The sequence below is a fragment of the Flavobacterium succinicans LMG 10402 genome, from assembly GCF_000611675.1.
In the GTDB taxonomy this organism is placed as follows: domain Bacteria; phylum Bacteroidota; class Bacteroidia; order Flavobacteriales; family Flavobacteriaceae; genus Flavobacterium; species Flavobacterium succinicans.
Map to the genome: position 1 here is coordinate 150,544 of NZ_JATV01000010.1, position 14,806 is coordinate 165,349.

Consider the following 14,806-nt stretch of genomic DNA (forward strand, 5'->3'; position numbering starts at 1 on the left):
ATTTATAGTATTTTTGAAAGAAAAAAATGGAAAAATTAATCCGATTCACTTCAAGTGATCTGGCTAAAATTACCAACCACAGAAGCGGAGAGATCAAGTTTGGTGAAAAAATGATTACTGTTCCTAAAGAAGCAGAATTAGCATCATTTATCAAATCCTCAGAAGCGAAATATGTATTATTCGGGATTCCTGAGGATATAGGTGTAAGAGCCAATTACGGTCGACCAGGCGCCGCCTCTGCTTGGGATTGCGCCATCAAAGGCATCGCAAACATTCAACACAATCGTTTTTGTAAAGGCAGTCAAATTCTGGTTTTAGGACAAATTGACGTTAGAGAAGAAATGAATCTCGTTACCGATTTAGACTTTAATAATATTGATGATCGATCAAAGTTAAGCCAGTTAGTTAAAAAAATTGACAAAGAAGTTTCATATATCGTTTGCAAAATTATTCAATCCGGAAAAGTACCTATAATTATAGGAGGCGGTCATAACAATGCTTACGGAAATATTAAAGGAACAGCTTTGGCCAAAGGCAAAGCCATTAACGCTGTCAATTTTGATGCTCATTCTGATTTTCGAATTCTTGAAGGTAGACATAGCGGAAATGGATTTTCATATGCCTTTGAGGAAGGCTTCTTAAAAAAATACTTCATCTTTGGTTTGCATGAAAACTACACCTCAAAAAGCGTTTTGGATGTGATAAAAAAATTGGAAGATCGAGTACGATATACCACCTATGACGCTATCAATATTAGAAAAGAAAAAGAGTTTGGTCAAGAAATGAGAACAGCGCTTGATTTCATAAAAAACGACTCTTTTGGAATAGAAATTGACTTAGATGCAATTCCGAACATTGCTAGTAGTGCCATGACCTTAAGTGGGTTTTCAATTGAAGAATTACGAACTTTTATTTCTTTTTTCGCAAAACAAAAAAATGCATCTTATATACATATTTGTGAAGGGGCACCAGATTTAGACTTCCAACAAAACAATCATTTGATAGGAAAATTAATTGGTTATTTAGTAACAGATTTTATCAAAGGACATAATCAAAATTTTATTTAGCTCTTCTTTTAAAAGGAAATTACAAGTAGAATTTAGGGATAAAATTAAGCTTGTAAATAATAACACTATCTTTGCAAACCTGTTCTTTGAGTTTTATCAAAGAATATTAAAACAAAAACTATGTTATTCGAAGATTTATCCCTTTCCAAAAGTATACAAAAAGCCGTATTTGAACAAGGCTATACCGCCCCTACTCCAATTCAAGAACAGTCAATACCTCTAATTTTATCTGGAAAAGATTTGGTAGGATGCGCACAAACCGGTACCGGAAAAACAGCTGCCTTTGCCATTCCAATCATACATCAACTGCATCGAATAGTAGGATCATCCAAGAAAAAAAAGGAAATAAGAGCCTTGGTGGTTACCCCCACTAGAGAATTAGCCGTACAAATTGGCCAAAATTTTGATACCTATGCCAAATACACCAATTTAACGCAATTGACAATTTTTGGTGGTGTTTCGCAAAATCCTCAAGTAGACAGCTTACGTCAGGGAGTGGATGTTTTGATTGCTACACCGGGAAGATTATTAGACCTTCACAAACAGGGTTTTATTGATTTTGATCATTTGCATACATTGGTTTTAGACGAAGCAGATCAAATGTTAGACATGGGATTTGTAAATGATGTAAAGAAAATCGTAAAATTAACGCCAAAAAATAGACAAACCTTATTGTTTTCGGCCACCATGCCGATTGCTATTAGAGAATTAGCAGAAATGTTCTTGAATGACCCAGCTACTGTAACGGTTTCACCCGTTTCCTCTACTGCTGAAAAAGTAGAACAACATTTATATTTTGTCGAGAAAGGAGAAAAAAGAAATCTTTTATATCATTTGATAAAAAATCAGAATTTAACGGATGTTTTGGTTTTTTCAAGAACAAAGCATGGTGCTGATAATGTTGTGAAAGCTTTACGGAAAAAAGATATAGCAGCCGAGGCTATTCACGGAGACAAATCTCAAAATGCAAGACAACGTGTATTAGAAGCCTTCAAAAACAAAGAAGTTGGCGTGCTTGTAGCCACCGATATTGCCGCAAGAGGTATTGATATTGATCAATTACCTTTTGTCATAAACTTTGACCTTCCAAATATTCCAGAAACCTACGTGCATCGAATAGGCAGAACGGGAAGAGCAGGTAATGGAGGTCTGGCAATTTCATTTTGCGGAAAAGATGAACACCCTTACTGGAAAGATATTCAAAAGTTGATAAAAGTTGATGTAAAAACCATTACTGATCATCCTTTTCCTTGGCAATCTGGTAATCCAGAAACCCCATCCGAAAAACCTAAAAATTCTAATAGAAGTGGAGGCGCACATAAATCACGTAAATCTGCAAATGCAAAACAAAACAAAAAGCGTTGGTACTAACCAACGCTTTGCGATTTTGAAATTAACGAATGTATTACTTTAAAAAGTTTTGACTGATCGAATGGCTTAATAATAATATCATTAAGACCTGAGGCAAGTGCTTCTTCTGTAATTTCTTCCTTATCAAAAGCCGTTAAGGCAATAATAGGAGTTGTAATATTCTTACTTCTTATCAATCGAGTGGTTTCAAACCCATTCATCAATGGCATATTGATATCCATCAATATTATATCAAACTTCTCTTTTTCTAAAATTTCGAGTGCTTTAAAACCATCTTCTACAACATTACATTTGAAATGATTTTTCTCCATTAACTTCCTAGTAACCATTTGGTTTATTCGGTTGTCTTCAACGATCAAAACACTAAAAATTTGACTAGAAGTCAAATCCACATTCATGTTATTTATTATCGCATTTGTTTTGTTTCTATCATTTTCGAATGGAATTGTAAATGTAAATGATGTTCCTTCCCCTATAACACTTTCAAGGATGACTTCACTATTAAATAACTCTAATAATCTTTTTACGATAGATAATCCAAGACCAGTACCTTGATAATCAGTGTCATTTCTACCAACTTGAACAAATTTATCAAATATCTTTTGTTGATCTATTTTGGCAATCCCAACGCCTGTATCTTTGATATTAAATTTTACAAAACATTGATTATCTACTTCTTTTTCCAAAATGGCAGAAACAGAAACGGTTCCTTTTTTAGTAAATTTCAAGGCATTGCTCATTAAATTCATAACTATTTGAGCAAAACGCAACTTATCTCCAATAACATATTCAGGTAGATTTGAATCGATAAATACCTCAATTTCATTCCGATTACTTTGAGCTAAGAAAGAGAGCGACTGTACAATCATTTCTATTTCATCCGAAATATTAAAAGTCATATTTTCCAGAACCACTCGATTTTCTTCAATTTTATTGATTTGTAAAATATCATTAATTAAAGAAAGTAAATACCTTGCAGAAAATTTCAAAGAACTAAGATGAGGGCTTTTGGCTAAATATTTATACTCATCAATAAGCATATTTGTTATTCCTATAACCCCATAAAGTGGGGTCCTTAACTCATGGCTGATGGTAGATACAAACTGAGACTTCATTTGAGATGCTTCTTCAGCTTTTTCCTTTGCAAGCAATAAATCATTATTCGCGATTATGAGTTCTGAATTTATCTTTCGCTTGAAATTATTGTTTCTAACTAATGTAAAAACGAGAAGTAAAAGAATACAAAAAACAATTATAAATAAGACTACAATTATCTTAGATTTAATTAAATTTTGTTTCTGAACCTCTTTGACTATCTCAAATTTGGTTAATTCTCTTTTGTATTCGTCAACCTCTAGGTTTAAGCCAGCAATAGAAGCTTTTATCAGTTTATTTTCATCATAAATTGTCTTTATTAATTCATCATACTTATTAAGATGTACATAAGCTTCTTTATAATCACCTATTTTAAAAAGCATTTTGGAATACTGATAATGGGCAAAAGAAACATCATTTATGTCATTATGAATGTAACCATGTGAAACAGATTTACTAAAATATTCTTTGGCTTTCTTATAATCCCCAATATGACTATAATACATCCCATTAATCATTTTAAAAACAGTGCAAATTGACTCATTCCCTTTTTCTATGAAATTAGCATTTGAATAGTTAAGAAATTCGAGACCTTCTTCAAAATTTGAATTTTCAAAATACGCCCAAGCCATGTTAATGCTAACAAACAATTGAAAATTTTCATTTTTTATTTTCTTACAATAAAAAATAGCTTTTTTAAAATACTCTATACCTTGATTGAAATTTTTCTTATTGAAGCAATAGACATTTCCTAAATTATTATAGGCTTTAAATTTCAAAGTATCATTTGATGTTTTATTGGCATAAAGTAAAGATTTATTGAAATACTTAATTGATTTATCACTTTCGAAAAATTCACTATAATTACATCCAATGATATTATAGGCTACAGCAATTAAATAGTCATCATTTGTTTGTAATCCTTTTTTTAAAACTTCTCGTGCCAAGAGTAATGATTGTTCAAAATCATTAGCCTTAAAGTATTCATTGGCCTGTTTTGACTTTTGTAACAACTCTTTTCTATCATAAACTCCATTTTTAGCTGATAGATTAAAAACATATATAAATAATAAAAAAAAAGTTAAAACAATGCGACTTTGTAACATAATTGTTTTTTAATAGTTGAAAAATTTATATCTAAAATACATATTTCCGAGATACAAATGATTATATTATTATAAATTAATACGCCTCAACTCTTAATTTGTAATCATAAAAAAGCCTGCTTAATAAAATCAAGCAGGCTTTACAGATAAATACTATTTATTTTAATCTTCTTCCCATTTACCCACTACCGATGTTGCCAATGCATTCCCTAAAACATTAGTAGCACTTCTAAACATATCGCAAAAATGGTCGATAGGTAAAATAAGTGCAATACCCTCAACGGGTATATCAAACATTCCACAAGTTGCTGCAACTACCACTAGACTTGCTCTGGGAACCCCTGCAATTCCTTTACTTGTCAACATTAATACCAAAAGCATGGTAAACTGAGTAGGTAGATCCAAATCAATTCCATACGCTTGCGCAATAAAAATACCTGCAAAAGTCATATACATCATACTTCCATCGAGATTGAAAGAATATCCTAACGGGAGCATAAAAGATACGATCTTATCTTTTACTCCAAAACGTTCCAACTCTTCGGTTAATTTTGGAAAAACTGCTTCGGAACTAGTTGTACCAAAAGCAATAATCAAAGGGCTTATAATATGATTTAAAAGGGTTTTCATCCTTTTTCCTAAAAAAAGATATCCGATAGCAATTAAAATCAACCACAAAGTAGCAATTCCGACTAAAAAAGATCCAAAGAATTTGAAGTAAGTAAACGCAAGTTCTGAAAAATCACGAACAGCAAATACTCCAGCTATCGCACCAAAAACTCCGACAGGAGCAAACTTCATAACGAAATTGACCATTTTCAGGATAATATGAGATAGCCGATCCATAAAATCAACAATTGGCTTAGCATGGTTTCCAATTGATGCTGCAGCGAGTCCAAAGAAAATTGAAAAAACGACAATTTGCAGTATTTCATTGGTTGCCATGGCTTCAATAATACTTTTTGGAACTATGTGTTCAATAAAATTATTAAACGAAAGACTCTGAGCTTTACCCGTTACTTCTGTTGCTGTACTTGCATCAATGTTGGATAAATTAAGACCAATCCCTGGGGTCAATATATTTACATAAAACATCCCTATTAACAATGAAATAAAGGAAGCTGTAAAAAACCAAGCCAAAGCTTTACCACCAATTCTTCCTACAGCTTTTACATCACCCAATTTTGCAATCCCTACCACTAATGTTGTAAAAACTAATGGAGAAATAATCATTTGAACCAATCGAATAAAAATAGTAGCCAATATTTTTATTTTGTTACTAAATTCTTGAGCGTGTTCTGGTTCCCATGACGTATGAATAAAAATTCCTAGAATTGCTCCAAGAATCATTGCAATTAGAATTTGACCTGTTAGCCCTTTAAAAAATGATTTTTTTGAAGTTTGTTTTATTTCCATTAGTAGTTTTTGGTGATTAAGTTAGTTCTGGGTATTTAAAGTGCAACTATTTAGAATAGGTTTTATTCATTAAATAAAAGTCTGCCAAAACAATAGCTGCCATTGCTTCAACGATTGGTACAGCACGAGGAACTACACACGGATCATGTCTGCCTTTACCCGTCATTTCAACAATTTCTCCATCTTTATTTATAGTTTCTTGAGTTTGCATGATGGTCGCTACTGGCTTAAAAGCAACTCGGAAATAAATATCCATTCCATTACTTATTCCCCCTTGAATTCCACCAGAAAGATTAGTTTTGGTAATACCATCTTCATTATATTGATCATTATGCTCACTCCCTTTCATTTTTGCACCACAAAAACCACTGCCAAATTCAAAACCTTTTACAGCGTTTATAGACAACATCGCTTTTCCGAGTTCAGCATGAAGTTTGTCAAAAACAGGCTCTCCTAAACCAATAGGAACATTTTGAATAACACACGTAACAGTGCCACCAACAGTATCGCCTTGTTTGCGTATTTCTCTTATATACTCCTCCATTTTGGCCGCCATGGCTTTATCTGGACAACGTACTGGATTACTTTCTATTTTCGAAAAATCAATCTCTTGATAAGGCTTTTCAAGAAAAAGTGGTCCGACAGATGACACATATGCATTAAAACGTATGTCTGGCATCATTTGTTTGGCAATGGCACCCGCAACCACTCTACTTGCCGTTTCTCTGGCTGAACTTCGTCCACCGCCTCTGTAATCTCTAAAACCATATTTTTTATCATAGACATAATCGGCATGACTTGGGCGATAATTATCTTTTATATGTGAGTAATCATCTGATTTTTGATTCGTATTCGGGATGATAAATCCAATGGGAGTGCCTGTAGTTTTTCCTTCAAAAATTCCTGATAAAAACTGAACAGCATCTGGTTCTTTACGCTGAGTGACTATAGCGGATTGCCCTGGTTTTCTTCGAATCATTTCAAGCTCTATAGCTTCTAAATCCAAGGATATTCCAGACGGGCATCCATCAATAATCCCTCCTAATGCTTCACCATGAGACTCGCCGAATGTTGTGATTCTATAGATTGTTCCGTAACTATTTCCTGCCATAACTAAATTATTTTGGACAAATGTAAGTTTTAAGCAGTAAACAAAAAAATTAATTTAACAAGTTTGTTATATTAAATTTATTAAAAACAAGGAGTTTTGTTAAATAATTAACTTTTAAAACAATTATTAAAGCAATATTTATTACAAACATAATTAATTAAAGTTATTTTAAAAACCTTCATTCATTTAAAATATCTAACTATTTTAACAGTAAAACAAATAAAAAACAAATGAAAATCTACAAAAAAGACACTTTTTAATGTCTTTTTTTGGTTAAAATATTTATAATGAATTCGGAGATCCCTTTTTTTTACTAATTTTGCCTCAGAATTTATAAATATTATTAATTATTTAATAAAAAAATTATGAAAAAATTTCTGTTAGGATTATTATTTATGGGATCAATGCATTTTGTAAATGCACAAGAAATCGGGGTTAGATTTGGTGATGTTACAGGTAATGATGTAGCAGTAGATGCTGTTTTTTCTGCTGGTAAATTTAGTAGAATCCACGCCGATGTATCTTTCGGTAACGGAGGTGTTGGAGTTGAAGCATTATATGACTTTATCTACAGACCACTAGGAAGTGAATCTTTCAACTGGTACATGGGTGCTGGACCATCTGCATTTATTGGTGATGATTTTCTATTAGGTCTTAGTGGAGAAGTAGGCCTTGAATATCGTTTTAAAGGAGCTCCTATTGCAATTGGTGTTGACTGGAGACCTACGCTTTGGGTACTTGAAGACACTGATTTCCATGCAGGAGGTTTTGGATTAAACGTTAGATTTGTATTCTAATCAGAGAATATCCAATGAATAATAAAAAAGGGAAGTTTTACACAAAACTTCCCTTTTTTTATTGGTATTTTTGAATGGCTCTTTGGTAAAGATCTTCATAAATTGGTAAGATGTTTTTTATATCAAATTTTTTAGCCACCTCAAGTGCATTTGCTTTAAAATTTATTAGAGTGGCATCATCTTTTAAAATTTTGATTGCATTTTCGGCCATCGCATCAATATCACCAACATTACTCAAAAAACCAGAAAAACCATCGAAATTCACTTCCGGCAATCCACCTGAATTACTCGATATCACTGGAACAGAACACGCCATAGCTTCGAGCGCTACTAAACCAAAACTTTCTGTTTGAGATGGTAATAAAAAAAGATCTGTCAAACAAAGAATTTTATCGATCTCGTTACTGTTTCCAAAAAATATGACTTTATCTTGTATTCCTAATTCATAGCACAATTGTTCTGCCTTTTCTTTCTCAGGACCATCACCCACCATCATTAATTTTGAAGGAACTGTTTTTTGAATTTTATCAAAAATTTTAATTACATCTGGAATTCGTTTTACTCCTCTAAAATTACTAATATGCGTAATAATTCGTTCGTTGGGATTAGCCATTACTGAACGATGACATGGCGTAGTTGGGTCTTTTTTTTCCTTATCTAAATCAATAAAATTTGGGATTACCTGAATTTCATTTTTAATAGCAAATAATTTTAATGTATCTGCTTTTAAACTTTCTGAAACCGAGGTTACAAAATCAGATTTATTAATACTAAAAGTTACCGCAGGCTTGTAAAATGGATGATTTCCAACCAAGGTTATATCCGTTCCATGTAGCGTAGTTACCATCGGAATATTGATTCCTTCATCCTTCAACATTTGTTTGGCCATGTAGCCAGCGTAGGCATGCGGAATAGCGTAATGCACATGCAATACTTCTATTTTATACAACTTGACCATATCTACCAGCTTACTCGAAAGAGCCAACTCATAGGGTTGGTAGTGAAACAAAGGATACTCAGGCACATTAACCTGATGATAATGCACATTAGGATTCAAAAGCGCCAATCGAACAGGTTGACTGTAGGTTATAAAATGAATTTCATGCCCACGTCTTGCCAATTCCAATCCTAATTCAGTTGCAACTACTCCACTCCCGCCAAATGTGGGATAACAAACAATGGCTATTTTCATGTATTTAAATTAAAGTAACGAATGTACTTAAAAAAGAGCAGTTAGAAGTTAAGGAAAATTAAAAAAGAATTACAAAACTTCCTTATTTTTCTTCTTGTCGATCCACTTATTTATTTTGTATGTCAAATAAGCTGAACCACTACCTATTAGAGCTCCCGCAATAACATCGGTTGGATAATGCACTCCTAAATGCATTCTTGAATAGCCCACAGAGGAAGCCCAAATAAAAGATGGAACAATTACATACCATTTTGGATGAGACAAACTCAAAGATGTAGCGGTAGCAAAAGCAATTGAGGTATGCCCCGAAGGAAAGGAATAGCCACCCGCAGATGTCAACTTTTGAATTTCAGGATAACGCTCAAAAGGTCGATCTCTTTTTATGGTTTCTTTTAAAGCAACAGTCATAAAAACTGCTCCTGCTACGGACTCCACCATACCAATAGCCTCTTTTTGTAGTTGCTTATCTTTATTTAATAATCCGGCCGTATATAACACTAAAGGCGCTCCAACACTCACCACAGCATAACTGTTGGTAATATGCTCAAATGTAGGGTCTAAATTTGTATTTCTATTTACATGTATAGAACGTAAGATAGTACTATCAAAATTTTGAGCGTACAAACCTAAGCCGAAAAACCAAAAAGCACAAAACAAAAAACGATTTGACATGAAAGAAAAAATAGTAATTTTAAAAAAAAACTAGATAAAATATCTAGTTTATAATGTTTTAGAAAAATCTGCTATGCCAACTATCGGCTGCTGGTACTTCCCAAGACTCATTAAATTCTTGAATATTATTCACTAAATTATTAAAAACAATAGTATTTTCTGTAACTGCTTTATCTTTTACCATTTTTTTAAAATCAAGTAGAGGCTTATAAGCAATATGTTCTCCTAATTTAAAAGTAACGTTCATTTTGTCTAATAAATCAACATTATACTTTTTTTCTAGGCTCTGAATAAACTCAACAGAACTATCAATGGAACAACCAGTGGCAGCTTGCACCTCTTGGTTGACCGCAATGATAATAAATCGATTGTATTTTAACAGATAAGAAGACTCCAAACTGGTACCATGTGCAGCCCATTCCTTTAAAAAAGCTTGCAATGCAGTTTCAATTTCGATCATTTCAGTGTCAGAAAACTTTCTATTAGATTGGTAAATCCAAATTTTGGATTCTTCTGGTAAACTATCAAAGGCTTGATACATAATTATTTTGTTTTATAAATCTTGTGCATTTGCAATTAATTCAGCAATATCTAACACTTTTACTTCAGATTCTTTTTCTTTATTTTTTATTCCATCAGTGAGCATGGTATTACAAAAAGGACAGCCCGCAGCGATAATAGCAGGTTGTACCTCCAATGCATCTTCCGTTCTTTCAATATTCACTTCTTTAGTACCAGCTTCAGCATCTTTAAACATTTGAGCCCCACCTGCACCGCAACATAAACCATTGGCTTTGGCACGTTTCATCTCAACTAATTCAGCATCTAATTTCTGAATTAATGCTCTTGGAGCTTCATATATTTTATTAGCTCTACCTAAATAACAAGGATCATGGAATGTGATCTTTTTTCCTTTAAACTGACCTCCTTCAATTGTTAAACGACCATCATCTAATAATGATTTTAAAAATTCAGTATGATGCACCACTTCATAATGTCCACCTAATTCCGGATATTCATTTTTTAAGGTATTAAAGCAATGTGGACAAGCTGTCACAATTTTTTTTGCTTCATATGCATTCAAAACCTCAATATTCATCATGGCCTGCATTTGAAATAAAAATTCATTTCCCGCTCTTTTGGCTGGATCACCTGTGCAACTTTCTTCCGCACCTAAAACCGCAAATGAAACATTAGAACGATTCAAAATTCGAACAAAAGCTTTGGTGATTTTTTTTGCTCTATCATCAAAACTTCCTGCACAGCCCACCCAAAATAACACTTCTGGTTGTTTTCCTTGCGCTAACATTTCGGCCATTGTAGGTACAATCAAATTTTCTGACATAATTTGTGTTTTATAAAATGAAATAAATTGAAATTTAAACTATCATCATCAATTTACTTTTACTATTTGTGTTTTTTGAAAGAGTATAATTATTGCTCGTTTTTCCAATTCAAACGATCTTGTTGACTGTATTGCCAAGGCGCACCGTTATTCTCAATATTTGTCATCATCGCATTCAAAGGCATTGGAGCGGCACTTTGTTCCATTACCAAATAGCGTCGCATATCCATAATAATTGACAATGGACTTATATTTACTGGACATTCTTCCACACATGCATTACATGAGGTACAAGCCCACAATTCTTCGGCAGTAATATAATTGTTTAACAACGAAATCGAATCTGGTACAAACACTCCTTTGTTTTTGTCAATATTTCTTCCTACTTCTTCCAAGCGATCTCTTGTATCCATCATGATCTTACGTGGAGACAATTTTTTACCAGTTTGATTGGCTGGACATGATGAAGTACAACGACCGCATTCGGTACAAGTATAAGCATTCATCAACTGCACCCAATTTAAATCCATTACATCGCTGGCACCAAACTTATTTGGAACACTATCAGTAGTTGCGGGAGCTGCAAAAGGATCAGCATTAGGATCCATCATCAATTTAACCTCAGTAGTAACCGAAGCCAAATTATCAAATTGACCTTGGGGTTTTAAATTAGCAAAATAGGTATTTGGAAAGGCTAAAATAATATGCAAATGTTTTGAATAATATAAATAGTTCATGAAAATCAAAATACCAACAATATGCAACCACCAAAATAATTCTGATAATAACATCACGATTTCGTTAGACATCCCGTCAAAAACAGGTGCTATAAATTGACTAACAGGAAAAGAACCTGCTTTGATGAAATGTGAAAAACCGCCAGGAACCTGCTGTAGATGCAGATCTGATGCATTCATTAATAAAAATAAAGACATTAAAACGACTTCAAAATATAAAATGTAATTTGCATCATTTTTTGGATACCCATTTAAATCGGCACTAAGAAATCGTTTGAGTTTGATAACATTTCTTCTAGACCAAAATACAAATACAGCAAGAAGCACTAAAGCTGCTAAAACTTCAAAAGAACCAATTAAAAAATCATAAGCTCCGCCTAAAAAAGCAAAAACACGGTGTGTTCCAAAAAGGCCATCAATAATAATTTCTAATAATTCAATATTGATAATTATAAAACCAACATAAACTATAATATGTAAAACCCCAGCAACAGGCCTTTTAACCATTTTGGATTGTCCTAATGCAATCATGGCCATGTTTTTCCATCGCTCTTTAGGATTGTCAGATCGATCAATATCAGTACCTAATTTAATGTTGCGAATGATCTTTTTTACATTAGTAAAAAAATAACCAAATCCTACTACAAGGATTATGGCAAATAGAACATTGTCTAAAAAATTCATAAATAGTTAGTTTTTTGCTTTTAATAGTGAGTCGTTTTCAGGGGCAATATAAGGTTTATTTTTTTTTCCAAAAACAGAAACGTTTACATAACGCGTTGGATGTAAACGAACATCTTGCAACAACAACTCTAATTCTTTTGAAGTTTTGGACAAATTAGCATACAGCGCTTCATCAGTAAGTAATTTACCCATGGTCCCCTTCCCTGACTGTAAATTAGCCATCATCTTGTCTACATTTGCAAGAGTTTTATTTAATTCGGTTACAGTTTTGCCAAGATCAGCTTTTTGTAGTGAATCCGAAATCTTTGAAAAATTACTAGAAACCTTATTGAAATTTGAAACCACTCCTTTTATCTGGTGCTTGTTATCATCTAAAATTCCATTAATACTTGATGATGCCTTGTGAAATTGAACCATTGTTTTATTCAATTCAGCCAAACTATTTTTTAAATCTGCTTGCCCTTTTTGATCCAAAACATTGTTGATACCCGTAAGCATAGCATCAGCATTTACTAATAACTTCTCTATTTTTTCTTGTAACGGAACCAATTTTTCGCTCATACTAGCAGCCATACCCAGTTCTACACCGCCTTTTAATCTGGCCCCATTTTCTAATAGCTCTTTATCCAAAAGATTTGGACGTATTGCAATTTGCTTTGAACCTATTAAAGTAGGTTCGTAAATTACAGCAGTACTGGATTTTGATATTGGAAAATCAGTATTAATTTGTAATTCTACTAAAAGTTTACCCGTACTTTGGTCAATTGTGATTGATGCTACTTTTCCAATCAACAAACCATTTAAAGTTACTGCCGATGAAGGTAAAACACCTTCTACATTATCATATTCAACATAATAAGTGGAGTAGTTAGTAAAAAGATCGCGTCCTTTTAAAAAACTATATCCCCAAATAAATAATAAAATAGCGGTAATTACTATAATTGCCGTTTTGATTTCTTTTGTTAGTTTCAAAATATAAGATTTTGCGCAAAAATAAAATAAAAAAATTAACTAGTCTGCTTATTTAATAGCTTCTTGTATACTTATTTTCTTTCCATCTTTGAAAGCGGTTAGAAAAGCTGTTTCAAAACCACTAGATTTAGCTGATTTCAAATGCTCTTTGGCTATTGAATAATCAGCAGTTTCACCGAAATAATATTTGAATAAATTATCTTCTTTTTCCATGGTAACACCGGTGAGTCCTTTAAAATTTTTAGGATGCAATTCTAAATTCATATAACTAGCTGATAATTGCACTTTAAAAACAGTACCCTTTACAGGATTACTTATCAGTTTAGCTTCCTCTTTAATGACAGGTACATCCACAACTGGGGTTGCTTCTTTGGCTACCGATACATTTGTTGGATTACTGTTGTTATCAAAAATTGCAGTTCCATAAAAATCGTTTTTATATGCAATAATGGCTTTTGCAATAGCCTGAGCTAAATCATTTTGACCATTTTCAGAAACTAAGATCGCTCCTTCCGCAGGATTAGAGATGAACCCCATTTCAATCAACACCCTTGGCATATAGGCTCGATGCAACACCAAAAAACCAGCTTGTTTTACCCCACCACCTCTTATTTTTTTTCCTAATTTATCAAATTCATTTTCAACATTTGAGGCTAAAGAAATGCTGTTTTCCAAATATTCTTCTTGCATCAAAGTCATACCAATTAAAGACTCTGGCGAATTGGGATCGTATCCTTCATACTTTTGCTTATAATCTTTTTCAAGCGTAATTACAGCATTTTCTTTTCGTGCAACATCTAAGTTAGAAGCTGATTTTGTAACCCCCATCACATAGGTTTCGGTACCATCGGCAGCTGTATTTTTGTTTGCATTGCAGTGTATTGAAACAAATATTGAGGCTTTAGCTTTATTTGCGATATTTGCACGTTCGTTTAATTCGATAAAAACATCCGTTTTTCGAGTATAAATAACTTCTATTTGCTTAGTTTCTTCAAGTATTTTTCCTACTTTAAGAACAACTGCCAGAGCCACATCTTTTTCAACTCTCCCATTGTATTTAGCTCCTGTATCATGTCCACCATGACCAGCATCCAAAGCAACTTTAAACACATCTACCTGACTATAAGAAAATAATGAAAGAAAAAGAAAGGTTGCACTAAACATTACTTTTATAAAAATCTTGGTATTCATAATTTTAAAATTAATTTTATTAAGGGACTACAGCTATAATATTGTTAATT

General features: G+C 32.9%; 13 protein-coding genes. 3 read left to right on the forward strand and 10 right to left on the reverse strand.

Going from position 1 to position 14,806, the window contains the following annotated elements; genetic code table 11:
• Positions 1-26 precede the first annotated feature (26 nt).
• Both AO58_RS0111450 and AO58_RS0111455 read left to right on the forward strand, forming a co-directional pair.
• Positions 27-1,067 carry a formimidoylglutamase gene (locus AO58_RS0111450; RefSeq protein WP_024981838.1) on the forward strand — a complete coding sequence of 347 codons (1,041 nt, stop codon included), beginning with the start codon at positions 27-29 and terminating at the stop codon, positions 1,065-1,067.
• Between the two features lie 120 nt (positions 1,068-1,187).
• Positions 1,188-2,438 carry a DEAD/DEAH box helicase gene (locus tag AO58_RS0111455; protein WP_024981839.1) on the forward strand — a complete coding sequence of 417 codons (1,251 nt, stop codon included), beginning with the start codon at positions 1,188-1,190 and terminating at the stop codon, positions 2,436-2,438.
• Here AO58_RS0111455 and AO58_RS0111460 read toward each other — a convergent pair.
• The 3 genes from AO58_RS0111460 to aroC form a co-directional block, all read right to left on the reverse strand.
• Positions 2,435-4,639 carry a tetratricopeptide repeat-containing hybrid sensor histidine kinase/response regulator gene (locus AO58_RS0111460; protein WP_024981840.1) on the reverse strand — a complete coding sequence of 735 codons (2,205 nt, stop codon included), beginning with the start codon at positions 4,637-4,639 and terminating at the stop codon, positions 2,435-2,437. The genes AO58_RS0111455 and AO58_RS0111460 overlap by 4 nt on opposite strands.
• Before the next feature lie 162 nt (positions 4,640-4,801).
• The gene (locus AO58_RS0111465) at positions 4,802-6,055 is read right to left on the reverse strand and encodes a dicarboxylate/amino acid:cation symporter (protein WP_024981841.1); all 1,254 of its coding nucleotides are present in this window, start codon (positions 6,053-6,055) and stop codon (positions 4,802-4,804) included.
• Positions 6,056-6,101: 46 nt separating this feature from the next.
• Entirely contained in the window at positions 6,102-7,166 is a 1,065-nt protein-coding gene (aroC, locus tag AO58_RS0111470; RefSeq protein ID WP_024981842.1) for a chorismate synthase, read from the reverse strand.
• 365 nt (positions 7,167-7,531) lie between these two features.
• Here aroC and AO58_RS0111475 point away from each other — a divergent pair, with 365 nt between their 5' ends.
• Positions 7,532-7,963: a hypothetical protein gene (locus AO58_RS0111475; protein WP_024981843.1), complete on the forward strand. Its 432-nt coding sequence runs from the start codon at positions 7,532-7,534 to the stop codon at positions 7,961-7,963.
• A gap of 58 nt (positions 7,964-8,021) precedes the next feature.
• Here the strand turns inward: AO58_RS0111475 and bshA are convergent, their stop codons facing one another.
• The 7 genes from bshA to AO58_RS0111510 all read right to left on the reverse strand — a co-directional run bounded on the left by bshA (position 8,022) and on the right by AO58_RS0111510 (position 14,756).
• Complete coding sequence (gene bshA, locus AO58_RS0111480) at positions 8,022-9,155, reverse strand: N-acetyl-alpha-D-glucosaminyl L-malate synthase BshA (protein ID WP_024981844.1); 1,134 nt, start codon at positions 9,153-9,155, stop codon at positions 8,022-8,024.
• A gap of 69 nt (positions 9,156-9,224) precedes the next feature.
• The gene (locus AO58_RS0111485) at positions 9,225-9,827 is read right to left on the reverse strand and encodes a phosphatase PAP2 family protein (protein WP_024981845.1); all 603 of its coding nucleotides are present in this window, start codon (positions 9,825-9,827) and stop codon (positions 9,225-9,227) included.
• A gap of 58 nt (positions 9,828-9,885) precedes the next feature.
• Positions 9,886-10,368, reverse strand: a complete 483-nt coding sequence (locus AO58_RS0111490) for a hypothetical protein (protein WP_024981846.1) — start codon at positions 10,366-10,368, stop codon at positions 9,886-9,888.
• A gap of 12 nt (positions 10,369-10,380) precedes the next feature.
• Positions 10,381-11,172 carry a (Fe-S)-binding protein gene (locus AO58_RS0111495; protein ID WP_024981847.1) on the reverse strand — a complete coding sequence of 264 codons (792 nt, stop codon included), beginning with the start codon at positions 11,170-11,172 and terminating at the stop codon, positions 10,381-10,383.
• 89 nt (positions 11,173-11,261) lie between these two features.
• A complete protein-coding gene (locus AO58_RS0111500) occupies positions 11,262-12,593 on the reverse strand; it encodes a 4Fe-4S dicluster domain-containing protein (RefSeq protein ID WP_024981848.1) in 1,332 nt (443 codons plus the stop codon).
• Between the two features lie 6 nt (positions 12,594-12,599).
• A complete protein-coding gene (locus AO58_RS0111505; RefSeq protein WP_024981849.1) occupies positions 12,600-13,565 on the reverse strand; it encodes an MlaD family protein in 966 nt (321 codons plus the stop codon).
• 48 nt (positions 13,566-13,613) lie between these two features.
• On the reverse strand, positions 13,614-14,756 hold the full coding sequence (locus AO58_RS0111510; RefSeq protein ID WP_024981850.1) for an N-acetylmuramoyl-L-alanine amidase family protein: 1,143 nt from the start codon (positions 14,754-14,756) through the stop codon (positions 13,614-13,616).
• Between the last annotated feature and the right edge of the window lie 50 nt (positions 14,757-14,806).

Bases quoted from the DNA above. Each gene is read 5' to 3' on its own strand.
- AO58_RS0111450 (WP_024981838.1), top strand. From the start codon at position 27: ATGGAAAAATTAATCCGATTCACTTCAAGTGATCTGGCTAAAATTACC.
- AO58_RS0111495 (WP_024981847.1), bottom strand. From the start codon at position 11,172: ATGTCAGAAAATTTGATTGTACCTACAATGGCCGAAATGTTAGCGCAA.
- AO58_RS0111510 (WP_024981850.1), bottom strand. From the start codon at position 14,756: ATGAATACCAAGATTTTTATAAAAGTAATGTTTAGTGCAACCTTTCTT.
- AO58_RS0111475 (WP_024981843.1), top strand. From the start codon at position 7,532: ATGAAAAAATTTCTGTTAGGATTATTATTTATGGGATCAATGCATTTT.
- AO58_RS0111500 (WP_024981848.1), bottom strand. From the start codon at position 12,593: ATGAATTTTTTAGACAATGTTCTATTTGCCATAATCCTTGTAGTAGGA.
- AO58_RS0111460 (WP_024981840.1), bottom strand. From the start codon at position 4,639: ATGTTACAAAGTCGCATTGTTTTAACTTTTTTTTTATTATTTATATAT.
- AO58_RS0111490 (WP_024981846.1), bottom strand. From the start codon at position 10,368: ATGTATCAAGCCTTTGATAGTTTACCAGAAGAATCCAAAATTTGGATT.
- aroC (WP_024981842.1), bottom strand. From the start codon at position 7,166: ATGGCAGGAAATAGTTACGGAACAATCTATAGAATCACAACATTCGGC.
- AO58_RS0111485 (WP_024981845.1), bottom strand. From the start codon at position 9,827: ATGTCAAATCGTTTTTTGTTTTGTGCTTTTTGGTTTTTCGGCTTAGGT.
- AO58_RS0111455 (WP_024981839.1), top strand. From the start codon at position 1,188: ATGTTATTCGAAGATTTATCCCTTTCCAAAAGTATACAAAAAGCCGTA.
- AO58_RS0111465 (WP_024981841.1), bottom strand. From the start codon at position 6,055: ATGGAAATAAAACAAACTTCAAAAAAATCATTTTTTAAAGGGCTAACA.
- bshA (WP_024981844.1), bottom strand. From the start codon at position 9,155: ATGAAAATAGCCATTGTTTGTTATCCCACATTTGGCGGGAGTGGAGTA.